18 protein-coding genes are annotated in these 22,348 nt (G+C 70.4%); 15 read left to right on the top strand and 3 right to left on the bottom strand.

Going from position 1 to position 22,348, the window contains the following annotated elements:
- Positions 1–86 precede the first annotated feature (86 nt).
- The 6 genes from typA to AB0J40_RS16640 all read left to right on the top strand — a co-directional run bounded on the left by typA (position 87) and on the right by AB0J40_RS16640 (position 9,437).
- Complete coding sequence (typA, locus tag AB0J40_RS16665) at positions 87–2,012, top strand: translational GTPase TypA (protein WP_364453303.1); 1,926 nt, start codon at positions 87–89, stop codon at positions 2,010–2,012.
- A 369-nt stretch (positions 2,013–2,381) separates the two neighbouring features.
- Entirely contained in the window at positions 2,382–4,118 is a 1,737-nt protein-coding gene (locus AB0J40_RS16660) for an ABC transporter family substrate-binding protein (RefSeq protein ID WP_364453300.1), read from the top strand.
- A gap of 285 nt (positions 4,119–4,403) precedes the next feature.
- Complete coding sequence (locus AB0J40_RS16655) at positions 4,404–6,215, top strand: ABC transporter family substrate-binding protein (protein WP_364453298.1); 1,812 nt, start codon at positions 4,404–4,406, stop codon at positions 6,213–6,215.
- A 186-nt stretch (positions 6,216–6,401) separates the two neighbouring features.
- On the top strand, positions 6,402–7,418 hold the full coding sequence (locus tag AB0J40_RS16650) for an ABC transporter permease (protein WP_364453295.1): 1,017 nt from the start codon (positions 6,402–6,404) through the stop codon (positions 7,416–7,418).
- Position 7,419: 1 nt separating this feature from the next.
- Complete coding sequence (locus AB0J40_RS16645) at positions 7,420–8,340, top strand: ABC transporter permease (protein WP_364453695.1); 921 nt, start codon at positions 7,420–7,422, stop codon at positions 8,338–8,340.
- A gap of 80 nt (positions 8,341–8,420) precedes the next feature.
- A complete protein-coding gene (locus tag AB0J40_RS16640) occupies positions 8,421–9,437 on the top strand; it encodes an ABC transporter permease (protein WP_364453292.1) in 1,017 nt (338 codons plus the stop codon).
- 57 nt (positions 9,438–9,494) lie between these two features.
- Here the strand turns inward: AB0J40_RS16640 and AB0J40_RS16635 are convergent, their stop codons facing one another.
- Positions 9,495–11,276 carry an ABC transporter ATP-binding protein gene (locus AB0J40_RS16635; RefSeq protein WP_364453289.1) on the bottom strand — a complete coding sequence of 594 codons (1,782 nt, stop codon included), beginning with the start codon at positions 11,274–11,276 and terminating at the stop codon, positions 9,495–9,497.
- A 113-nt stretch (positions 11,277–11,389) separates the two neighbouring features.
- On the opposite strand from AB0J40_RS16635, the gene mshB reads away from it, so the two are divergent.
- Genes mshB through AB0J40_RS16620 form a run of 3 tightly spaced genes read left to right on the top strand, consistent with a single transcriptional unit; the run spans position 11,390 to position 13,384 of the window.
- Positions 11,390–12,235 (top strand): N-acetyl-1-D-myo-inositol-2-amino-2-deoxy-alpha-D-glucopyranoside deacetylase, encoded by an 846-nt coding sequence (gene mshB, locus AB0J40_RS16630; protein ID WP_364453286.1) that lies wholly within the window; start codon positions 11,390–11,392, stop codon positions 12,233–12,235.
- Entirely contained in the window at positions 12,232–12,612 is a 381-nt protein-coding gene (locus AB0J40_RS16625) for a hypothetical protein (protein WP_364453283.1), read from the top strand. The genes mshB and AB0J40_RS16625 overlap by 4 nt, the downstream gene beginning before the upstream one ends.
- Positions 12,605–13,384: a hypothetical protein gene (locus AB0J40_RS16620; RefSeq protein ID WP_364453281.1), complete on the top strand. Its 780-nt coding sequence runs from the start codon at positions 12,605–12,607 to the stop codon at positions 13,382–13,384. The genes AB0J40_RS16625 and AB0J40_RS16620 overlap by 8 nt, the downstream gene beginning before the upstream one ends.
- Before the next feature lie 28 nt (positions 13,385–13,412).
- Here the strand turns inward: AB0J40_RS16620 and AB0J40_RS16615 are convergent, their stop codons facing one another.
- Positions 13,413–14,174 (bottom strand): site-2 protease family protein, encoded by a 762-nt coding sequence (locus AB0J40_RS16615; RefSeq protein ID WP_364453692.1) that lies wholly within the window; start codon positions 14,172–14,174, stop codon positions 13,413–13,415.
- A gap of 263 nt (positions 14,175–14,437) precedes the next feature.
- On the opposite strand from AB0J40_RS16615, the gene AB0J40_RS16610 reads away from it, so the two are divergent.
- Together AB0J40_RS16610 and AB0J40_RS16605 are read left to right on the top strand one after the other, a co-directional pair.
- The gene (locus tag AB0J40_RS16610) at positions 14,438–14,725 is read left to right on the top strand and encodes a WhiB family transcriptional regulator (protein WP_167379630.1); all 288 of its coding nucleotides are present in this window, start codon (positions 14,438–14,440) and stop codon (positions 14,723–14,725) included.
- A 132-nt stretch (positions 14,726–14,857) separates the two neighbouring features.
- A complete protein-coding gene (locus AB0J40_RS16605; protein WP_364453278.1) occupies positions 14,858–18,133 on the top strand; it encodes a glycosyltransferase family 2 protein in 3,276 nt (1,091 codons plus the stop codon).
- 486 nt (positions 18,134–18,619) lie between these two features.
- Here AB0J40_RS16605 and AB0J40_RS16600 read toward each other — a convergent pair whose 3' ends face one another.
- A complete protein-coding gene (locus AB0J40_RS16600) occupies positions 18,620–19,084 on the bottom strand; it encodes a metallopeptidase family protein (protein WP_167379605.1) in 465 nt (154 codons plus the stop codon).
- A 79-nt stretch (positions 19,085–19,163) separates the two neighbouring features.
- Between AB0J40_RS16600 and AB0J40_RS16595 the strand changes: the two genes are divergently transcribed.
- The 4 genes from AB0J40_RS16595 (at position 19,164) to AB0J40_RS16580 (ending at position 22,330) form a co-directional block, all read left to right on the top strand.
- Positions 19,164–19,517: a DUF3499 domain-containing protein gene (locus AB0J40_RS16595; RefSeq protein WP_086677666.1), complete on the top strand. Its 354-nt coding sequence runs from the start codon at positions 19,164–19,166 to the stop codon at positions 19,515–19,517.
- A gap of 80 nt (positions 19,518–19,597) precedes the next feature.
- Positions 19,598–20,953: a phosphomannomutase/phosphoglucomutase gene (locus tag AB0J40_RS16590; RefSeq protein ID WP_364453275.1), complete on the top strand. Its 1,356-nt coding sequence runs from the start codon at positions 19,598–19,600 to the stop codon at positions 20,951–20,953.
- A gap of 77 nt (positions 20,954–21,030) precedes the next feature.
- Positions 21,031–21,252, top strand: coding sequence for a Trm112 family protein (locus AB0J40_RS16585; RefSeq protein WP_364453273.1), 222 nt, complete (start codon positions 21,031–21,033; stop codon positions 21,250–21,252).
- Positions 21,236–22,330, top strand: coding sequence for a hypothetical protein (locus AB0J40_RS16580; RefSeq protein ID WP_364453270.1), 1,095 nt, complete (start codon positions 21,236–21,238; stop codon positions 22,328–22,330). Before AB0J40_RS16585 ends, AB0J40_RS16580 begins: the two co-directional genes overlap by 17 nt.
- Positions 22,331–22,348 lie beyond the last annotated feature (18 nt).

The following is a 22,348-nucleotide window of genomic DNA, read 5'->3' as shown; positions in this document are numbered from 1 at the left end:
GAGCCGGTCACGTGGTGCTTTTCGGGTGAAACACAGCCTGAACGGCTTGCGCGGCCATCCAACCTTTGAAGTTCAGGAGTTCTCGCGTGCCCGCAGCCAGCGCTACCGTCGAAACCGGCCGGCCGACCGGTAAGACCCGGCCCGACCTGCGCAACGTCGCGATCGTCGCCCACGTCGACCACGGCAAGACCACCCTCGTGGACGCGATGCTGCGCCAGTCCGGCGCCTTCGCCGAGCGCGCCGAGGTCGTCGACCGCGTGATGGACTCGGGGGAGCTGGAGCGCGAAAAGGGCATCACGATCCTCGCGAAGAACACCTCGATCCACCGCCAGACGCCCGAGGGCCAGGTGACGATCAACGTCATCGACACCCCCGGCCACGCCGACTTCGGCGGCGAGGTCGAGCGCGGCCTGGCCATGGTCGACGGCGTCGTCCTGCTGGTCGACGCGTCCGAGGGCCCGCTCCCGCAGACCCGCTTCGTGCTGCGCAAGACTCTCGAAGCCGGCTTGCCGGTGATCCTGCTGGTCAACAAGACCGACCGCCCGGACGCCCGGATCGCCGAGGTCGTCGAGGAGACCCACGACCTGCTGCTCGAGCTGGCCAGCGACATCGAGGACGCCGACCACGACGCGATCCTCGACCTCCCGGTCGTCTACGCCTCCGCGCGCGCCGGCAAGGCGAGCCTGGAGCAGCCCGCCGACGGCGAGATCCCCGAGAGCGAGAACCTCGACCCGCTGTTCGACACGCTGCTGCGGCACGTGCCGCCGCCGGCCGCCGACCTCGACGCGCCGCTGCAGGCGCTGGTCACCAACCTCGACGCGTCCAACTTCCTCGGCCGCATCGCGCTGATCCGCATCCACGCCGGCAAGCTGCGCAAGGGCCAGACCGTGGCCTGGATGCGCGAAGACGGCACGACGCAGAACGTCCGCATCTCCGAGCTGCTGGTCACCGAGGCGCTCACCCGCGTCCCGGCGACCGAGGCCAGCGCGGGCGAGCTCGTCGCCATCGCCGGCATCCCGGACATCACGATCGGCGACACCCTCGCCGACGTCGACAACCCGGTCGCGCTGCCCCGGATCACCGTCGACGAGCCCGCGATCTCGATGACCATCGGCGTCAACACCTCGCCGCTGGCGGGGCGCAACGGCGGCGACAAGGTCACCGCGCGGCTGGTCAAGGCCCGGCTCGACCAGGAGCTGATCGGTAACGTCAGCATCCGCGTCCTGCCGACCGAGCGCCCCGACACCTGGGAGGTCCAGGGCCGCGGCGAGCTGGCGCTGGCCATCCTCGTCGAGCAGATGCGCCGCGAGGGCTTCGAGCTGACCGTCGGCAAGCCGCAGGTCGTCCTGCGCACGATCGACGGCAAGCTGCACGAGCCGTTCGAGCGCCTCTACATCGACTCGCCGGAGGAGCACCTCGGCGCGATCACCCAGCTCCTGGCCGCCCGCAAGGGCCGCATGGAGGACATGAGCGGCAACGGCACCGGCCGGATCAAGCTGGAGTACGTGCTCCCGTCGCGCGGCCTGATCAGCTTCCGCACCGACTTCCTCACCGAGACCCGCGGCACCGGCATCGCGAACCACGTGTTCGAGGGCTACTTCCCGTGGGCGGGCGAGATCCGCACCCGCCACAGCGGCTCCCTGGTCGCCGACCGGACCGGCCCGGTCACCGCGTACGCGATGATCCAGCTGGCCGACCGCGGCACGTTCTTCGTCGAGCCGGGCGCCGAGGTGTACGAGGGCATGGTCGTCGGCGAGAACCCGCGCTTCGAGGACCTCGACATCAACATCACCAAGGAGAAGAAGCTGACCAACATGCGTCAGTCCTCCGCCGACGTGATGGAGACCCTGGCCCGCCCGCGCAAGATGGGGCTCGAAGAGGCGCTGGAGTTCTGCTCGGTCGACGAGTGCGTCGAGGTCGCGCCCGACGTGGTCCGCGTCCGGAAGGTGACTTTGGACGTCAATACCCGCGCGAAGGAGCGTTCGCGCGCGAAGAGCCGCGACAACGCCTGACCGTCGAATAGCGCAAAAACCTCCCGGTGTTCCCCACCGGGAGGTTTTTTCGTTGCCCATCCGTCACCCTGGGTGGAGAATAGACCGACGGGACGTCACGAATTCCGCCGTTCTTCTCCTTATATCTTTATAGGGGTCGATCGCTGGTGTGCACCACCGCGTGAATCCCGCACCGTGTCCGGCGCGTGTTCGTTCCGCCGTTCCGGAACGGTCCGGGAACCCGGACGGTGCTCCGCGCGTCCTTTCCCATAGCGGCACCCAGGGGTGCCGGACCCGGCCGATCCGGGTGTGGGAATCTCGGTTCCGGCCGCGGACGCGGTCGTGGGAGCATGGCTGACCCGATCGGCGGAATCTGGGGAGGAACGGGGCGTGCGGGTGAATCGCAAGGCGGTGCCGGTGCTGGCGCTCGCGACCGTGCTGGTCACCGCCTGCTCGAATACCCCGCCGCCACCGGTGGTGTCGTCGTCGGTGCCGCCCGCCTCGACCACCGGGAAGACGCCGTCGCAGATCGTCGTCGGGGTCGACGACGTGCTGGGCGGGTACAACCCGCACAACCTCGCCGACTCCTCGCAGGTCACCTCGGCGCTGTCGCAGCTGCTCCTGCCGTCGGTGTTCCGCCAGAAGGACGACGGCAGCACCCAGCTCGACAAGAACCTGATGAAGTCCGCCGAGGTCGTCTCGCAGCAGCCGTTCGTGGTCGCCTACGAGATCCGGCCGGACGCGTCCTGGTCCGACGGCGCGCCCATCGCCGCCGAGGACTTCGACTACCTGCGCACCCAGATGCGCGACCAGCCCGGCGTGATCGAGCCCGCCGGCTACCGGCAGATCACCGACCTGCAGTCACGCGAAGGCGGCAAGCGCGTCGAGGTCACCTTCACCAAGCCGTACCCCGGCTGGCAGACGCTCTTCTCCGACCTGCTGCCCGCCCACCTGCTGAAGGACGCGCCCGACGGCTGGCGCGGGGCGCTGGCCTCGAACTTCCCGGCCGTCGCCGGCCCGTTCTCGATCAAGAGCCTCGACACCGCCCGCGGCGAAGTCATCCTCGAGCGCAACGAGCGCTACTGGGAAAAGCCCGCCGCGATCGACCGGATCGTGCTGCGCCGCTCGGACCAGAACACGCTGCTCGCCGCGCTGCGCAGCGGCAACGACCAGTTCGCGCTGGCCAGGACGACCGGCGACGAGCTCAAGCTGCTCGGCGAGCTCGGCCCGGCCGTGCAGCTGCACACCGTGGCCCGGCCGCTGGTGGCCGACGTGCTGCTGCGCCCGGTCAGCGCCACCCTGCAGGACGCCCAGTTACGGGCCGGGATCGCCGCGCTGATCGACCGGGCCAAGCTGATCACCGAAGGCGTCAACGGCGGCCCGTCGTCGCAGCTGCACGCCGACGCGCAGGTGACCGCGCCGTCGGTGAAGGGCTACGCGGCGACCATCCCGCCCGGCCCGCCCACCGCGCCCGACGTCGCGAAGGCCGAGCAGTCGCTGAAGGCGGCCGGCTACACCAAGACCGCGGGCACCTGGCGCAAGAACGGCAAGGCGCTCTCGCTGGTCATCGCCTCGCCGGGCACCCAGGAGCCGTACGCGACGATCGCCAAGGAGCTGACCAGCCAGCTGGCCGCGCAGGGTGTCGAGGTCAACGCGATCACGCCCCAGCCGCGCGACCTGTTCAGCGGCCTGCTCGCGATGCCGGTCGTCTCCGGGGTCCAGCAGCCGACCGGCGACTCGGCGGGCAACGTCGGGGTCGACATCGCGGTCGTGCCGCAGGCGGTCGGCGGCGACACGGCGTCGGTGCTCGCGTCGACCTTCGGCTGCCGTCCCGAGCAGACCGCCGCCGGCGCCGACCGGACGAAACCCGTCGTTCCGGGCAACTCGGCGGGGTTCTGCGATCCGGCGCTGCAGCCCTCGATCGACGCGGCGCTGTCCGGATCGACGCCGATCGCCGAAGCGCTCACCACCCTTGAGCCTGAACTTTGGCGGCAGAACGTGGTGATTCCGCTGTTCCAATCGGCTGACACCCTGGCGATCGGTTCGGGCATCTCCGGCGTAACGCCGGGTCCACCGATGGTGGGCCCGTTCGGGTCCGCCGTGAACTGGACTCGCGGCCCGAAGTAATCGCTCGGCTACGCATTCAGTACTACCGGGTGATCTTGACGCACGCCTTCGAGTGGGACCCCGTGAATCCGTGAGGTAACCGTCGTATTTCTGGATGTCGGCTGGAAGTCACCCTTTGGTCACGATCGACCCTGAACTGGTGACTGTCGGTGCTTTTCCTTTCTAGCGTGCTCCCGCAGTGCGCCAGTTGAGTGTCGCTTGGCGTGTCGTAGGCTCCGGCACCAAACCGGAGCGGTGTGGGTCCTTGTCACAATTCAAGGACTCAGTGCTAGGAGGGCACACTTCATGAGGAGAACCAAAGCAGTCTCCGCCTTGTCGCTCGTCGCAGGCGCCTCGCTGCTGCTGAGCGCCTGCAGCGGCGGCGACTCGGGCTCGGGCAGCACCGACCAGAACGGGTCGTCGACCGACGTCAAGGCGATGGCGGTCGGCAAGGCCGAGCAGGGTGACACGTTCAAGCTCGCGGACGTCAAGGGCTGGGACGGCACGGTCACGGTCGGGATCGACGACGGGTACTCCGGGTACAACAACAACACCCCGGACACCAACAGCTCGTACAACACCTACATCTTGACCGCCGTCCTCGAAGACTCCTTCGTCCTCGACGGCAACAACAAGATCCTGCTCAACAAGGACATGTTCGACTCGGTCGACGTGACCTCCAAGGACCCGCAGGTCGTCACCTACAAGATCCGGCCGAACCTCAAGTGGTCGGACAACGAGGCCTTCGACTGCAAGGACCTGTACCTGAACTGGCTGTCGCAGAGCGGCCAGGCGAAGGGCACGGACGGCAAGAACCCGTTCAACGCCGCTTCGACCACGGGTTACGACAAGATCAAGACCGCCACCTGCAAGGACAACCTGACCTTCGAGACGGACTACAGCGAGCCGTACCTCGACTACAAGGGCCTGTTCTCCGGCGTCTCGATCCTCCCGGCGCACATCCTCGAGAAGCAGACCGGCATCCCGGACATCACCAAGCTGGCGCCGACCGGCGACCCGGCCCTGCTGTCCAAGGCCGGCGACTTCTGGACGAACAAGTGGAAGGGCTTCGACAAGGCCCTCATGCCGGCTTCCGGGCCGTACATGATCGACGCGTTCGACGCCAACCAGAAGTCCGTCACGCTCGTGAAGAACCCGAACTGGGCGGGCGGCAAGGGCGGCCCGGCCAAGATCGTGGTCCGCGCCATGGAAGACACCAAGGCCATGGCGACCGCGCTGCAGAACGGTGAGATCGACGTCGCGGCGTCGACCCAGCCGGACGCCACCGCGGCCAACACGATGAAGGGCCTCGCGGCCCAGGGCGTCATCTACGGTTCGGCCCCGCAGCTGACCTACGAGCACCTTGACCTGCAGTTCAACCGCATGTTCAAGGACGACGCGCTCCGCAAGGCGTTCTTCGAGGTCGTCGACCGCAAGGCGATCACCGACAAGCTGCTGAAGGAAGTCCAGGCCGACGCGGCCCCGCTGAACTCGATCGTGTTCTTCCAGGGTGAAGAGGGCTACACCGACCTGTACGGCAGCAAAGCCGGCCTGGGTGCCGAGGCGGCGGCGAAGACGCTGACCGACGCGGGCTGGACGAAGGGTGCCGACGGCATCTTCGCCAAGGGCGGCCAGCGGGCTTCGTTCAAGATCACGCACAACCAGAACGCCCGCCGCAGCCAGACCGTCGAGATCATCATCTCGCAGGCCAAGGCGGCCGGTATCGAGGTCAAGGACGAGACCGACGCCAACTTCCTCAAGGGTGGCCGCGTCTCGACCGGTGACTACGACATCGCGCTGTTCGGCTGGTCGTCGGCTCCGTTCAAGTCGCAGTCGCGGTCGATCTACGTCTGCCCGGACAAGGGTGGCGACCAGAACTACCAGAACCTGTGCGACCCGAAGATCGACGACGCGTTCAACGCCGCGGTGAAGGCGACGGACGAGCAGGTCAAGCTGCAGAGCTACCAGGCGGCCGACAAGGCCATCGCGGACAAGTACGCGACGCTCCCGCTGTTCCAGACGCCGAGCATGTGGGCGTTCAAGGGCATCGACCGCGTGTACATGCAGTCCTACAACGGTGTCCTGTGGAACGCCGGCGAGTGGGAGCAGAAGAAGTAGGGCTCGTCCCGCCTCTTCTTTCCCCTCGCTCCAGATGACCTGGGAGGTACCGGGGTCCGGCCACGAGCCGGGCCCCGGTACCCACCGGAAGTAGCTGTTGACCGTAGGGTTACCCCCACTACGGTAGACAACCGGGTAGCGGTCCAGCGCACTTCTGACGACCAGGCCCGGATGAGGAGCAGTTCGTTGAACCTGGTGATCTACATCCTTCGCCGTCTGGCGATATCGATTCCCGTCCTGCTGGTCGGGACCTTTTTGTCGTTCGTGATGGTCGCCGCCACCGGTGACCCGCTGGGCGAGCTCCGCAACAACCCGCAGCTGAGCAAGGACGCGATCGACGCGCTCTCCCACCGGCTGGGCCTGGACCAGGGTGTCGTGCCGCGCTACTTCAGCTGGCTCGGTGACTTCCTGTCGGGTGACTGGGGCACGTCCATCGCGCAGGGCAACGCGCTGCAGCCGGTCGCGCCGAAGGTGATGGCGGCGTTCGGCGTCACGTTCAAGCTGGTCGTCGGAGCCGAGATCCTCGCGCTGATCATCGGCATCATCGTCGGCGTGCTCGCCGCGGTGAAGCAGTACTCGATCATCGACTACCTGGCCACCACGCTGGCCTTCCTGCTGTTCTCCATGCCGATCTTCTGCGTGGCGATCGTCCTGAAGAACTACGCCATCGAGATCAACGGCTGGGTCCGCGACCTCGGCCTGCAGGACGTCCTCGGCAACCCGTGGCTACGCACGACCAGCCCGGAACAGCTGAAAACGGACGGCGTCGGGGACTTCATAACCAGCACCATCGGCGCCTACCTGCTCCCGACGCTGTCGATCATGGCGATCAGCTTCGCCGCGTACAGCCGGTTCCAGCGGGCCTCGATGCTCGAGGTGATGGGCTCGGACTACGTCCGCACCGCGCGCGCCAAGGGCCTCGGCAACGGCCGGGTCATCTTCCGGCACGCGTTCCGCAACGCCCTGATCCCCGTCACGACGCTGTTCTCGGTGAACTTCGGGTCGGTGCTCGCCGGCGCGATCATCACCGAAACGGTGTTCAACTGGCACGGTATGGGCACATTGCTGGTGGAAGCCGTCTCGAAGAACGACACTCAGGTGATGATGGGCTGGCTCGTGGTCATCGCCACCAGCGTGATCGTCGCCAACCTGATCGCCGACCTGGTGTACGGCATCCTGGACCCGAGGATTCGCGTTGGCTGACTTGAACTCCCTCCTCGCGAGCGAAACCGCCACCAAGGACGGCACGCTCCCGCCGGAAGCCCTGCCCGAACCCCGGAGCCAGGGCAAACTGGTGCTCCGGAAGTTCCTGCACCACAAGCTGGCCATGGCGTCGACCGGGGTGCTGGTGCTGATCGTGCTGCTCAGCATCATCATGCCGATCTTCTGGAAGCACAGCTACGAGGACAGCTCCTTCCCGTCCTTCGCCAAGCCGAGCGGCGACTTCCCGCTGGGCACCACGCAGGTCGGCAAGGACATGGTGTCGCAGATCCTGCGCGGCACCCAGTTCTCGCTGCTCATCGCGCTCACGGTGTCGATCCTGTCGACCGTGGTCGGCGTCGTGCTCGGCGCGCTGGCCGGGTACCTGCGCCGGTTCACCGACTCGGCGGTCTCGCGGGTGACGGACCTGTTCCTGATCATCCCGCAGATCGCCGCGGCGGCCATCCTGGCGAAGGTGTTCGGGAGCGGCTCCTGGTACATCGTCGCGCTGGTGCTGGCGGCGTTCGGCTGGATGCAGATCGCCCGGATCACCCGCGCCGAAGCGATGTCGCTGTCCCAGCGCGAGTTCGTCGACGCGGCTCGCGCTTCGGGTGCCGGCACGTTCCGGATCATCTTCAAGCACCTGGTGCCGAACATGGTCGGCAGCATCACGGTCAACGCGACCCTCGCGGTCGCGCAGGCCGTGCTGGCGGAAGCCGCGCTGTCGTTCATCGGCCTCGGTGTCCAGCTGCCGGACACCTCGCTCGGCCGCGTCATCCTGGAGAACTACGCCCAGCTGCAGACGCGGCCGGCGCTGTTCTTCGGGCCGTTCATCGTGCTCGTGCTGATTTCACTGACGATCAACTTCATCGGTGACGGTCTTCGCGACGCCTTCGACCCGCGGCAGCGGAGAATGAAGGCCTGAACGCCGACGCGGGGGTGACCGGTTCCGGTCGCCCCCGCGTCCGTTTTCGCGCGACGATCGCCGGAACTTGGGGGTTTCGGATGAATCTCGTGCTCTACGTGCTCCGCCGGCTGGCCATCTCGATCCCGGTCCTGCTGGTCGGCACGTTCCTCTGCTTCGTCATGGTGGCCAACACCGGGGACCCGCTCGGGGAGCTGCGCAACAAGCCCGGCATCAACCCCGCGGCCATCGCCGCCACCGAACACCAGCTCGGGCTCGACCAGAGCATCGTCGCGCGGTACTTCACCTGGCTGGGCCACTTCCTCAGCGGCGACTGGGGCATCTCGATCGCGCAGGGCAACGCCTTCCAGCCGGTGGCGCCGAAGGTCATGGCGGCGTTCAAGGTGACGCTCGAACTGGTGCTGGCCGCGTCGATCCTGGCCTTGGTCTTCGGCGTGCTGGTCGGGGTGCTCGCGGCCGTCAAGCAGTACTCGATCTGGGACTACCTGGCGACGACGCTGGCGTTCCTGATGTTCTCGATGCCGATCTTCTGCATCGCCATCGTCCTCAAGGGCTACGCGATCCGCCTGAACGGCTGGGTGCGGCAGCTGGGCCTGTCCGACGTCCTCGGCGACCCGTGGCTGCGCACGACGAGCCCGGAGAGCCTCTCGGCGACCGGAGTGGGCGACGCGCTCGCGAAGTACGTCGGCGCGTTCCTGCTGCCGACGCTGTCGATCATGGCCATCACGTTCGCCGCGTACAGCCGCTTCCAGCGGGCGTCGATGCTGGAGGTCCTGGGCGCCGACTACGTCCGCACCGCGCGGGCGAAGGGCGTCTCGAACAGCCGCGTGATCTGGCGCCACGCGTTCCGCAACGCGCTGATCCCGGTGATGACGCTGTTCTCGGTCAACTTCGGCGCCACGGTGACGGGCGCGATCATCACGGAGACGGTGTTCAACTGGCACGGCATGGGCACGCTGCTGGTGGAGGCGGTCAACAAGAACGACCCGCAGGTGCTGATGGGCTGGCTGGTGGTGATCGCGGCGAGCGTGGTGATCGCGAACCTGGTCGCGGACCTGATGTACGGCATCCTCGACCCCCGCATCCGCGTCGGCTGACAGGGAACGGCGAAGGGCCCGCACCCAGGCGAGTGCGGGCCCTTCAGCGGGTCTACGTCAGTCGGCCACGGGGGCCAGCTTGCCGGCCTCCCAGGCCGCGCGGCGCTCGGCCTGCAGCACCGGGTCGGCCACCGGCGCCGCCGACAGGAGCCGGCGCGTGTAGTCCTGCTGGGGCGAGTGCAGCACCTGGTCGCGGGTGCCGACCTCGACGAGCTTGCCGTACTGCATCACCGCGACGCGGTCGGCGAGCAGGTCGACCACCGCCAGGTCGTGGCTGATGAACAGGCAGGCGAACTGCAGCGACTGCTGCAGGTCGAGGAACAGGTCCAGCACGCGGGCCTGCACCGACACGTCCAGCGCCGACGTCGGCTCGTCCGCGATGAGCAGCGCCGGGTCGAGCGACAGCGCGCGGGCGATCGCCACGCGCTGTCGCTGGCCGCCCGACAGCTCGTGCGGGTAGCGGTTCATGTAGTGCCCGCCCAGCTCGACCTTGTCGAGCAGCGAGCGCACGCGCGCCGACAGCTCCTTGCCGGACAGCACCTTGTGCAGCACCATCGGCTCGGCGATCGACTCGCCGATCGTCATCTTCGGGTCCAGCGTCGACGCCGGGTCCTGGAACACGATCGAGAAGTACCGGCGAAGCGGGCGAAGCTCCTTCGCCGACATCTGCGTGATGTCCTTGCCGGCGATCGAGATCGTGCCCTGCGTCGCCCGGAGCAGGCCGACCGCGCAGCGTCCGACGGTCGTCTTGCCCGAGCCCGACTCGCCCACCAGGCCGACGATCTCGCCCTTGGCGATGGTCAGCGAGACGTCGTCGACCGCGCGGTTCTTGCCCTGGCCGCGGCGGCCCGGGTACTCGAGCACCAGGTTCTTGATCTCGAGGGCGGGCGCGGTCTCCTCGATGACGGCCTCGAGCTCCTCGTCGGCCAGCCGGATCTCCTCGGCGATCTTGGCCGCCTCGGTGCTGTCGGTGGCGATCCCGGTGTCGTCGAGCAGCCGGCGCCCCTCCGGACGCTGGCCGAGCACCGGCACCGCGGCGAGCAGCCGCCGGGTGTAGTCCTCCTTCGGCGACGCGAACAGCTCGCGCACCGGCGCCTCTTCGACGATCTCGCCCTGGTACATCACGATGACGCGGTCGGCCATGTCGGCGACGACGCCCATGTCGTGCGTGATCAGCACGATCGCGGTGTCGAGGGTGTCGCGCAGCTTGCGCAGCAGACCCAGGATCTCCGCCTGGACGGTGACGTCGAGCGCCGTGGTCGGCTCGTCGGCGATGATGACCTTCGGGTCGCAGGCGATCGCCATCGCGATGACGACGCGCTGGCGCAGACCGCCCGACAGCTGGTGCGGGTACTGCTTGAACCGCAGCGGCGGGTTCGGGATGCCGACCATGTCCAGCAGCTCGACCGCCCTCTTGTCGGCGGCGGCCTTCGAGATGTCGAGGTGCGAGCGCAGGGCCTCGCGCAGCTGCCAGCCGACCGTGTAGACCGGGTTCAGCGCGGTCATCGGCTCCTGGAAGATCATCGCGACCTGGTTGCCGCGGATCTTCTGCATGTCCTTCTCTTTGAGATCCGCCAGGTTGCGCTCGCCGAGGCGCAGCTCGCCGGCGATCTTGCTGGTCTTGGGCAGCAGGCCCAGCACCGACATCGACGTGACGGACTTGCCCGATCCCGACTCCCCGACCACGGCGACGATCTCGCCGGGCTTGACGTCGAAGCCGATGCCCTTGACGGCGTTCACGACGCCGTCCTCGGTCCGGAACGACACGTTGAGGTCGGAGATCGACAGAACGGATCCGGACACGCCGGCGACGTCCGCCGAAGTTGCTTCAGTGCTCACCAAGATGCCCTTCGTGGGGGTACAGACGATCGCGACGCGGCGGTCGCGACTCGCGCGAGGATAACCGAGGGTGTCCCCGACTAAGGTCGGAGCACGGGAATTACGCTCAACCCGTGATCTCCCCGGTACCGCGCAGGCTGCTGCTCGTTCACGCCCATCCCGACGACGAGAGCATCACCACCGGCGCCACGATCGCACGATACGCCGCCGAAGGCGCCGAGGTGACCGTGGTGACCTGCACGCTCGGTGAGGAAGGCGAGGTCATGGCCGGCCTCGGCGAGCTGGCCGGGCTGGGCGCGTGGGCCGCCGACCAGCTGGGCGGCTACCGCGTCGCGGAGCTGCAGCGCGCGTGCGCCGCGCTGGGGGTGTCACGACATCGTTATCTGGGCGGCATCGGCCGGTGGCGCGATTCGGGCATGGCGGGCACGCCGTCGGCGTCGCACCCGCGGGCCTTCACCGGCGGCAGCGCCGAGGAGCAGGCCGCGCAGCTGGCGGAGATCCTCGACGAGGTCCGGCCGCAGGTCGTCGTCACCTACGACGCCTTCGGCGGCTACGGCCACCCCGACCACATCCGCGCCCACGAGATCACGATGGCCGCGGCGCCGCGCGCGGAGTCGGTGGCGCGCGTGTTCCACACCGTCACCTCGCGTGACGCCGTCCGCGCCGGTCTCGCCGCGCTGCGGTCCCGCGGCGACACGGTGTTCACGGTGCCGCCGGACGACGAGCTGCCCGCGACGCCGGACGAGGAGATCACGACGACGCTCGACGTCGCCGCGTACCTCCCGGCCAAGCTGGCGGCGCTGCGGGCGCATGCGACACAGCTGGCGGTGGTCGACGGCGACGTCCCGTACTTCGCGCTGACGAACGAGGTCGCCCAGCCGATCCCGGCGCGCGACTCGTTCGTGCTGGCGCACGGGCCGGCCGAGGGCGCGGCGGACGACCTGTTCGGCGGGCTGTGACCGTGCCGGAGCCCCTGACGTGGGACCGGCGGCTGCTCCTGGTGCTGCTGGTCTTCGACACCGTGCTGCTGGCCGTGCTGGAGCTGTTCTTCCTGCCGCTGCGGATCGGCGTCGTGCCGCTGCCGGTGACCGTCGTGGTCGGCGCCGTCACCACCCCGTGGCTGGTCTCGACGACGGCGAAGCTGGTGCGGCCCGGGCTTTCGTGGGTACCCCTGGCGGTGTGGGTGGTCGTCGTGTTCGGGCTCGGCCTGCTGGGCCCGGGCGGCGACCTGGTGCTGATCCAGGACTGGCGGGCCCTGGTGCTGCTCGGCGCGAGCGCGCTGCCGGGAGCGCTGGTGCTCGGCGGCGGGCTGGGAAGGGGAACCGGACGTGGCTGAGGCGATCTCCGACAAACAGGTCGTGGCCGTGCTGCGGCCGTTCGTGCGGGCGTGCGGGCCGATGCTCGACGCGCTGCGCGAGTCCGACCCGTTCGGGCTGCAGGCCCGGGCGAAGGACGACCTGGCCGAAGTCGAGTCCGGCCTGAAGGCGAAGCTGATCCACGGCGTGACGTCGGTGAAGGTGCCGGGCACGGCGGCGTGGGCCCGGATGACGGGCTACGACCGGTCCAGCTGGTGGATGAACCGCGTCGGCCGCTTCACGGCGCTGCTGACGTCGATCCCGGGCCTGGGCGGCGCACTGGCCGACCGGCTCCCGGTGCAGGACGCGCTGGGGGCGGCGTCCCAGGGGCTGCTGCTGTGCGCGATCGCGGGCGAGTACGGCGTGACGGACGTCGGCACCCGGGTGCGGCTGATCGCGTGGGTCCTGTTCGAGCGCGACATCGACGCGGACCTCGCGGCGGGCAGGCACCCGGAGCACGACGAGGCGGCGGAGGCCGACGAAGCGGCTCGCCTGACGGAGGATTTGACGGCGTCGGAGAAGAAGCACGGCAAGGCGACGATCAAGGCGGCCGGCCGGACGCTGTGGCGGCTCGGCCGGGGGCTGCTCGGGATCACCGGGGAGCTGGAGAAGCGGCCGCGCGGCAACTTCCTGCACCGCGCGCTCGGCATGTTGCCGGTCGTCGGCGCGGCGGGGGACTACCTCGGGGAGCGGTCGGGGTTGCGGGAGGTCTGGAAACGGGCGCACGTCTGGCTGACCGAGCACCGCACGTGAGCTTCCCGCGCGGTGCCCGGCCCAAACCTCAATCCCAGAACCGGAAGAGGCTCGCTCCGGCGCTGGCGCCGAACCTGTTGCCGCCGAGAGCGTCGAAGATCGAGTAGGCGCCGTCCCACAGCGCGGCGTTGGCCGGCTTGAAGAACCACAAGATCGCGAACAAGATGATCGGGGCCCAGGGGCGGATCTGCGCGCCGAAGGCTCGCGCCTGCGGAGGCAGGTACGGCTCGATCGCGCCCCAACCGTCGAGGCCGGGGATCGGCAGGATGTTGAGGATGAACGTCACCACCTGCAGCAGCGCGAGGTAGGACATCGCGGCGACCAGGCCACCCGACATCGGGACCAGCGCGACGACCAGAGCCAGCGCCGCCCCGACCGCGAGGTTGCTCAGCGGTCCGGCCAGCGACACCCACGAGGACGTCCCGCGCGAACGCAGGGCACCGCGGTTGATCCACACCGCCCCGCCCGGCAGCGGGATGCCGCCGATGATGAGGAAGACGAGCGGGAGCACGATCGACAGCACCGGGTCGGTGTACTTCCGCACGTCGAGCGTGAGGTAACCCTTGTGGGCGACGCTGTAATCACCGCCGCGGTAGGCGACCATCGCGTGGCCGAACTCGTGGAGCGACAACGACGCCACCCAGCCGGCGGCGACGAAGATCACCACGCCGGCGATCAAGAGCGGGTCGCGATCGCGGAGCAGGATGCTGCTCACATCACCGAACGCGGCCATCACGCCGCCGGCGACGGTGAGCGCGAGGATGCCGAGGAAGACCGGGCTGGGGCGCACTGCTGACTTCTGCACGCTTCCAGTCTTCCGTATGCCCGGTGTGAAGTTACCGGCGTGTCCCCTTGCGCGATCGGGCCCGAACGTCCCCCGAACTCGCTACTCCGCTTGACCTGACCGCACTACACGGGTGTAATCACAGTGATGTCATTCGCCGCCTAGAGGGGACGGCGGGTGTCGTTTCACCACCGCCAGCCTGGGGAGTGCTAGGGAGCGAGGAGGCGGACGTGCGGTTGGAAGCCGATGGGAAGGAATGGGGGCACGTCATGAGTTGGGGCGAGATCCCGGAGCAGGCTCTGGGAGATCTCACCGAGCTCATCGATGCCACCGAGGAAGAGCAGGATTGGCAGGAACGCGCCCTGTGCGCGCAGACGGACCCGGAGGCGTTCTTCCCCGAGAAGGGCGGCTCCACCCGCGAAGCCAAGCGGATCTGCCTGGGCTGCGAGGTCAAGGACGAGTGCCTTGAGTACGCGCTGGCCCACGACGAGCGCTTCGGCATCTGGGGCGGTCTGTCCGAGCGGGAGCGCCGCAAGCTGAAGAAACGCGCGATCTAGAGGGGGAATCACCGGTGATGCGTGGTGTCACCGGTGATTCCACGAGGTGAACACGGCGTGGGTTCACCACCGGGTGACGAACCGGGGCCGTAGGGTGGCCGCACCGATCCGCCGCCTGATCCGGAGTGTTCGTTGCCCCGCACCGCCGCGCCGCCCGTCCTGCGCACCGCGCCCGTTCTGGCCATTGTGGTCTGTCACAACGGCGAAAACTGGCTACCGCTGGCGCTTTCTTCGTTGCGCCGCAGCACCGTCCGGCCTCGGCACGTGCTCGCCGTCGACACCGGATCCACCGACGCCACCGCGCGGCTGCTCGCCGAAGCGGCCGTCGATCCCGGCCCGGATTCCGCGCCCGTGCTCTCCGGCGTCGTCACACTTTCGAGCGATACGGGCTTCGCCGCCGCGGTCGCCGAAGCTGTCGCGCACGCCACCGAGCGCTGGGGCGACCCCGGATCGTGGCTGTGGCTCCTCCACGACGACTGCGCCCCCGAGCCCGACTGCCTCGACGAACTCCTGCGCGTCGCCACCAAAACCCCGTCGGCGACCGTGCTCGGCGCGCTCGGTCTCGACTGGACCGACCCGCGGCTGATCGTCGAAGCGGGCCTGTCCACCGACGCCTCCGGCCACCGCCAGCAGATCGCCGCCCTCGGCGAGGAACCCGCCGAGGTGCTCGCCGTGCCCAGCGCCGGCTCGCTCGTGCGTCGCGACGCCTGGGACGACCTCGGTGGCTTCGACCCCGATTTCCCGTTGCTGCGCGAGGATCTCGACTTCGGCTGGCGCGCGAACGCGGCCGGCGGGCTCGTCCTCTCGGTGCCGACCGCGCGGGTGCGGCACGCGCGAGCCGTCACGACCGGGCAGCGTGCGGCCGACGCCGTCACCACCCCGCTCGCGACCGCGAACCGCGCCCACGGGCTGCGCGTGTTCCTCGTGAACTGCTCGCCGTTTTCCTTCTGGCTGGGCATGATCCGGCTCCCGCTGCTCTCCCTGCTGCGCGCGCTCGCCTTCGTCCTGCTGCGCCGCACCGGCGAAGCCCGCGCCGAATTCTCCGCGGCGACGTACCTCCTCAGTGGACGCGGCGGATTGCGCGCCGCCCGGGCGCGCCGACGGCGGAATCCGCGGCCGGGCACGGTTCGCGGGCTCTTCACCGGACGCGGGACGCGACTGCGCAACGCCGTCCGCGCCGGCGTCGTCGGGCTGGTCCGCCGGGGCGTCGAGGAAGACGTCGCGCTCGGGCGCGTGCCGGAGACCGTCGAGACCGAGTCCGCGTGGGTGACGCCGGAGGCGCTCGACGCCCGCGAAACCCGCCCGGTCGGGCCGGACGCGCTGCCGGCAGGCGCGCTGCGCGGGCTCAGCTCGCGCGGGTCCGGGCTGCGCAAGCCCGGCACGCTCGTCGCCGTCGCGTTGCCGGAAGCCCCGGCGCCCGAAGCGGCGGCCGAAACCGAGGAACCCGCCGAAGAGACCGAGCCCGAGCTCGTCTTCGTCGAGGTGAACCGCCGGCGCGTGCTCGCGGCGACGATCTTCGCGCCACCGGTCGTGCTGCTCGTCGTGATGACCGCGCTGGGCCTGGTCGTCAACCGCGCCCGGCTCGGCCTCGACCTCTTCGGCGGCAAGCTGCTCCCGGTCGGCGGGCTGGGCGAGCTCTGGTCGTCGTACCTGGCGTCGTGGCACGCCGTCGCGGGCGGCACCGGCGCGCCCGCGTCGGCGACGCTGCCGGTGCTCGGCACGCTCGGCGCGGTGTTCGCCCCGATCGGCGGTCCGGCCGCGCTCGTGGCGATCCTGCTACTCGGCGACATCCCGCTGGCGGCGCTCAGCGCGTACGCGGCGACTCGGCGCCTGCGCGTGCGCCGCTGGGTCCGAGCGGTCGTCGCCGCGACGTACGCGCTGCTGCCCGCCGCGACCGCCGGCGTGGCGCAGGGCCGGCTCGACGTCGTCGTGGTGCACCTCGCGCTGCCGCTGGTGGCCGCGGGCATCGCCGGGCTGCTGGTCCGCGCGGACACGCGCTGGCTGCACGTCTCCGCGCTGTCGGCGATCGGCGTCGCGGTGCTCGGCGCGTTCTCCCCGCTCGCGCACGGGCTCGCGCTCGCCGGGCTGCTGATCGGGTTCGTCGTGCTGCCGGCGCCGACCGGGCTGGCGCGGCGCATCGCGTCGGTCGGCATCGTCGTGCTGCTGCCGCTGGCGCTGCTGCTGCCGTGGCCGACGGTGTTGCTGCGTCACCCGGAGCTGCTGGTGCAGGGACTCGGCGGCGCGGCGGCGACGGTGTCCGGCACCGACCTGGCCGGCCTCGACCCCGGCGGCCCCGGCGCGTGGCCGATCGGGGTCGCGGTGATCGCGGCGGCGCTGATCGCGATCGTCGTCCGCCCGACGAAGCTCGCCGCGGGCGGGCTGGCGCTGGCCGCGCTGGGCGCGGGCGGGCTGGTCCTGGTGCGGCTGGTGACGGCGACGCCGATGCAGGGTGGCACACCGGCGCACGGTTACGCGGGCGTGCCGCTGCTGATCGTCGGCGCCGGGCTGCTGTGGGTGGTGCTCGGCTCGTGGCAGCGCGGCGGCTCGGCCGGGGTGCCGTCGCCGTGGCTGCCGAAGGTGTTCGCGGTCGCCGGGGTCGTGGTGTTCCTCGCGCTGGCGGCGGGCGCGGTCGTCGTCGGCGGCCAGGGCCCGCTTCGCGCCGGCGAACGGCCCGCGCTCGCGCCGGAGGTCGCGGCCGAGCTGGGTGTGTCCGGCCGGTCGGTGCTGGACCTGGCGACCGACGCGACCCGCCAGATCGGCGGCCGCCTGCCCCACTACGGCGACGACGAACTGGCCCCGACCCCCGGCACCCCGGCGCGGCTGGCGGCGTGGCGCCGCGACCTCGGCCAGGGCGACGCGGCGGCGGTCCAGCGGACGTTCGCCGCGGCGGCGGCCGCGGGGGTGCAGTTCGTGGTCCTCCCGGCGGGCGTCGACCCGCAAGCGTACCCGCCGCTGGCGAAGGACCTGGTCTCGGTGGCCGCGCCGACGTCCGACGGCCGCGGCGTGCTGCGCCTGCTGCCTCCGGCGGGGCAGGTGATCTTGATCTCGCCGGAGCAGGCCAAGGCGGCGGTGACGGGCGGCGGCGCGCCCGGCAACGCACCGGGCGTGGCACCGGTCCAGGCGGGCCTGCCGGACGTGCGGGTCCGGGTGTCCGACGGCCCGACCGGGCGGCTGCTGGTCCTGGCGGCCGAGCAGGAAGCGGGCTGGAAGGCATCGGTGGCGGGCAAGAGCGTGCCGATCGTCCCGGCGTGGGGGCACCAGGTGGCGGTGTCGGTGCCGCCGACGTCGTCGGAGGTGACGCTGGAGTTCCCGGGCACGGAACGGAACCTGTTGTTGCTGGCACAGCTGGCGGCGGTGCTGTTCACGCTGCTGACGGCGGTCCCAGCCCGGCGGCGCTTGCCCCAGTAAAGGAGCTGGGTGGTCATCCCGTCGCCTGAGGCCGGTAAATCACTTTGAGCCGGGCCCGCAACCGGGAGACCAACGCGAGGGAGCGTTGCCAGGCTTGCGGGCCCGGCTCAAAGTGATAGGCCTCGTTCAGGCGACGGGATGACCACCCAGCGGCCCACCTCGACAAGGTGAGAAGACAGCGAAACCCCGGCCATCCCGGAGCCTGCCCGTCCGGCGAGGACGATCTTTTTCTTTCTACCGCGGCAGAGGTCTACCGCGACTTGGCTGCCACTGCTCTACCGCGGCTTGGCGGGTCCGACCTCCCCCGCCCTCCGTTCGGATTGTCCGTCGCCGCCCGGGTTTGTCAAGGCGGGAAAGCGTGCCTTGACAAACCCGGTCGTCGACTGGAAAGCGGCTTGGGAGGAGGGCGGGGGAGGTCTGGTGACCTCGTGGTCGGCTTGCGTTGCCGGCTGCCGGTTCGCAGTGGGCCTCAACCCGCAGTGGGCGTCACTCGCCTTCGATGACGTCCGGTTCCACGCCCAGGTACCCCGCCACCTGCTCCACCAGCACGTCGTGCACCAAATCCGCCAGCTCCGACGGGTCCTTCGCCCTTGCCTCCAGCGGCCGCCGGTACAGCACGATCCGGGCCCGCGTGGGCATCCCTGTCCGGTCCACCCCCGCCGGGACCAGGCGTGACAGCGGTACCGCGCCGTCGTGCAGCACGCCGTCCGACGGCGCCCGGCCGTTCTCGCGGACCTCGGGTACGTCGTCGACCGCCACGTCCAGCTTCGTCAGCTCGTGGCGCCAGCGGGCTTCGATCGGCTCGAGCGCGTCGAGCACCAGCGCGTCGAACCGCTCCGCGCGGCTCGCGGCGGCGGGCAGGGTCGCCGGGTACAGCGTTCCGCGCAGGCCCCGGCCGTGCCGGTCCCGTCGCGAACGCCGCCGCTGTCGGTAGTCACGAGCCGTCGCCACCCCGGAAGTCTATGCGGTCGGCGCGTCCCAGCGCGTGTCGCTCCTCCTAGCTTGCGGCGACACGCTATCGTTTCGGATCGTGCGGAACGTACGGAAGTGTTCGCGTACCGGCTGTCTCGAGCCGGCTGTGGCCACGCTGACGTATGCCTACAGCGACTCCACCGCCGTCGTCGGCCCACTGGCCACCGCTTCCGAGCCGCACTCCTACGACCTCTGCGAAGCCCACGCGCTGCGGCTGACCGTCCCCAAGGGCTGGGAAGTCGTCCGGCACGAAGGCGCCTTCGCCGCGCCGGACCCGTCGGCCGACGAGCTGACGGCGCTGGCCGAGGCCGTGCGCGAGGCCGGCCGCCCCGGCAAACCGGCCCCCGCGCCCGAGCCGGAGGGCCCGTCCGGGCGCCGCGGCCACCTGCGGGTCCTCCCCGGTCGCGCCTGAACGCGTAACCCACCCACACCGCCGGTAGGCTTTCCGCGCGGCGCAGCGGGCGCCGGGACGACTATTCGCGGGGAGACGGCGTGCCAGACCTTTCGGGCATCGTGAAGGCCTACGACATTCGCGGCGTGGTCGGCGAGCAGCTCGACGCGGACCTCGTCCGCGACTTCGGCGCCGCGTTCGCCCTGCTCATCAAGCCGGAAGCACCGGCGGTGGTGATCGGGCACGACATGCGGGACTCGTCGCCTGGGCTGGCGGCGGCCTTCGCCGAGGGCGTCACCTCGCAGGGCCTCGACGTCGTGAGCATCGGGCTGGCCAGCACCGACCAGCTGTACTTCGCCTCGGGTTCGCTGAACCTGCCGGGCGCGATGTTCACCGCGAGCCACAACCCGGCCAAGTACAACGGCATCAAGATGTGCCGCGCGGGCGCGTCCCCGGTCGGCCAGGACACCGGCCTCGCCGAGATCCGCGACACCGTCGAGCAGGGCGTGCCGGAGTTCGAGGGCCAGCGCGGCACCGTGAGCGAGCGGGACGTCCTCGCCGACTACGCCGCCTACCTGCGCAACCTCGTCGACCTGTCGGGCAGCCGGCCGCTGAAGATCGTCGTCGACGCCGGCAACGGCATGGGCGGGCACACCGTGCCGACCGTCTTCGCGGGTCTGCCGATCGAGGTCGTGCCGATGTACTTCGAGCTCGACGGCAGCTTCCCGAACCACGAGGCCAACCCGCTCGACCCGGCCAACATCGTCGACCTGCAGGCGAAGGTGCGCGAGGTCGGCGCGGACGCCGGGGTCGCGTTCGACGGCGACGCCGACCGTTGCTTCATCGTCGACGAGCGCGGCGAGCCGGTTTCGCCGAGCGCGATCACCGCGCTGGTCGCCGTGCGCGAGCTGGCGAAGGACCCGGGCGGCACGATCATCCACAACCTGATCACGTCCAAGGGCGTGCCGGAGATCGTCGCCGAGCACGGCGGCAAGCCGGTCCGCACCCGCGTCGGCCACTCGTTCATCAAGGCCGAGATGGCCCGCACCGGCGCCATCTTCGGCGGCGAGCACTCCGCGCACTACTACTTCCGCGACTTCTGGCGCGCCGACACCGGCATGCTGGCGGCGCTGCACGTCCTCGCCGCGCTCGGCGAGCAGACCGGCCCGCTGAGCGAGCTGACCAGCGCGTACTCGCGCTACGCGGCTTCCGGTGAGATCAACTCCACGGTCGACGACCAGGTCGCCAAGATGATGGCCGTCAAGGACGCCTTCGGCACCCGCTCCGGCGTCGAGGTCGACGAGCTGGACGGCCTGACCGTGCAGCTGCCGGGCGGCGCCTGGTTCAACCTGCGCCCGTCGAACACCGAACCGCTGCTCCGGCTGAACGTCGAAGCCGCGAACGCCGAGGCCGTGCAGGGGCTGGTGGACGAGGTACTCGCGATCATCCGCAACTGACCGTCCCCGGTGAAGGGACCGCAACCGTGTCCGGAAGGTGCCCTTCACCACACCCCTCTGCGTGGTATGGAGGAACCATGGCCATCACGCTCGACGCCCAGCTCCTCGAGATCCTGGCGTGCCCGTCGCCCGATCACGCCCCGCTCCGGCCGGGCGCCCCGGACGACCCCGAGGCCGACGCGCTGACGTGCACCGAATGCGGTCGCGTGTACCCGGTCCGCGACGGCATCCCGGTGCTGCTCCTGGACGAGGCGACCCTGCCGGGGAACAACGGAAACTCCGATGCCGACAGTGCTTGACGACACCCTGCTGGACGACCCCGCGCGGCTGGCCGAGGCCGACAGCGCGGGGCTGCTCCGGGCCGCCGCCATGGCGGGCGCCCAGGTGCGCGCGACCGCCGAGCTGGCGGCCGAGCTGGAGCTGTCCGAGCGGCTCGACATGGGCCGGCCGCGCGCCCTGGTGCTGATCGACCGGCCGGGCGTGAGCCGCACGCTCACGCGGCTGCTGGCCGCCCTGCTGACGCCGTCGTGCCCGGTGCCGGTCGTCGTCGCCGAGGTGGTGCCGAGCTGGATCGGCGCGCTCGACGTCGTCTTCGCCCACACCGACGACCCCGGCGACCGCGAGCTCGCCGCGTCGCTGGAGCGCGCGGCGCGCTACGGCGCTTCCGTGGTGCTCTCGGCGCCGTCGGAAGGTCCGGTGGCGGCCGCCGTCGCGGGCAAGGGTGTGCTGCTCGCGCCGCGGATCCCGGTGCCGCCGGAGCTGGCGTTCCCGCGCGGCCTGGCCGCCGGGCTGCTCACCGCGAACGCGCTGGGCCTGCTGATCTCCGACGTCCAGGTGCTGGCCGACCAGCTCGACCTGGAGGCCGAGAAGGACTACCTGGCCCGGGAGTCGTTCGCGAACCCGGCCAAGGCGCTCGCGCTGCGGGTCGCCGACCGCGTGCCGCTGCTGTGGGGGCTGGACCCGGTCGCGGTCGCCGTCGGCGAGCACGCTGCGCACGCGTTCGCCGCCCATGCGGCTACTGTGTGCGACGTCGAGGACTATCGTCAGGCTCTTGCGCGTCCCGCATTGCGGCGAGCCGCGCAATCGAGTGGGGCGGAGCGTGACATCTTCGCCGATCCGGACGATCCATCAGGTGACATCCCGACCCGGGTGCTGCTCCTCTCGGTGCGAACCGGTCCGGCCACGGACGCGGCGCGCTACCAAGCCGAGGACCTGCTGCCCGGTGCGGACGTCATCGCACCGGCCGAGGAGATCGAGGCCGACGAAATCGTGCGGGCCGCGGTGCTGGCACTGCGGTTCGAACTGGCGGCGGTCTACCTCGGGCTGGCGGCGGGCAGCATCGGCGGCGCGGGCCGCTTCGCGCCCGCGACGGCGTGAGACCCGCCGAGCACCGGC

Origin of the sequence: Amycolatopsis sp. NPDC049691, from assembly GCF_040675005.1 — a bacterium.
GTDB lineage: Bacteria > Actinomycetota > Actinomycetes > Mycobacteriales > Pseudonocardiaceae > Amycolatopsis.
Note: the sequence above shows the minus strand (reverse complement) of the source record. Positions and strands in the feature narration are given on the sequence as shown.

Excerpts from the sequence above, each read along its gene's own strand:
- AB0J40_RS16655 (WP_364453298.1), top strand. The coding sequence starts at position 4,404 with ATGAGGAGAACCAAAGCAGTCTCCGCCTTGTCGCTCGTCGCAGGCGCC.
- AB0J40_RS16640 (WP_364453292.1), top strand. The coding sequence starts at position 8,421 with ATGAATCTCGTGCTCTACGTGCTCCGCCGGCTGGCCATCTCGATCCCG.
- AB0J40_RS16610 (WP_167379630.1), top strand. The coding sequence starts at position 14,438 with ATGAGTTGGGGCGAGATCCCGGAGCAGGCTCTGGGAGATCTCACCGAG.
- AB0J40_RS16585 (WP_364453273.1), top strand. The coding sequence starts at position 21,031 with ATGGCCATCACGCTCGACGCCCAGCTCCTCGAGATCCTGGCGTGCCCG.
- AB0J40_RS16580 (WP_364453270.1), top strand. The coding sequence starts at position 21,236 with ATGCCGACAGTGCTTGACGACACCCTGCTGGACGACCCCGCGCGGCTG.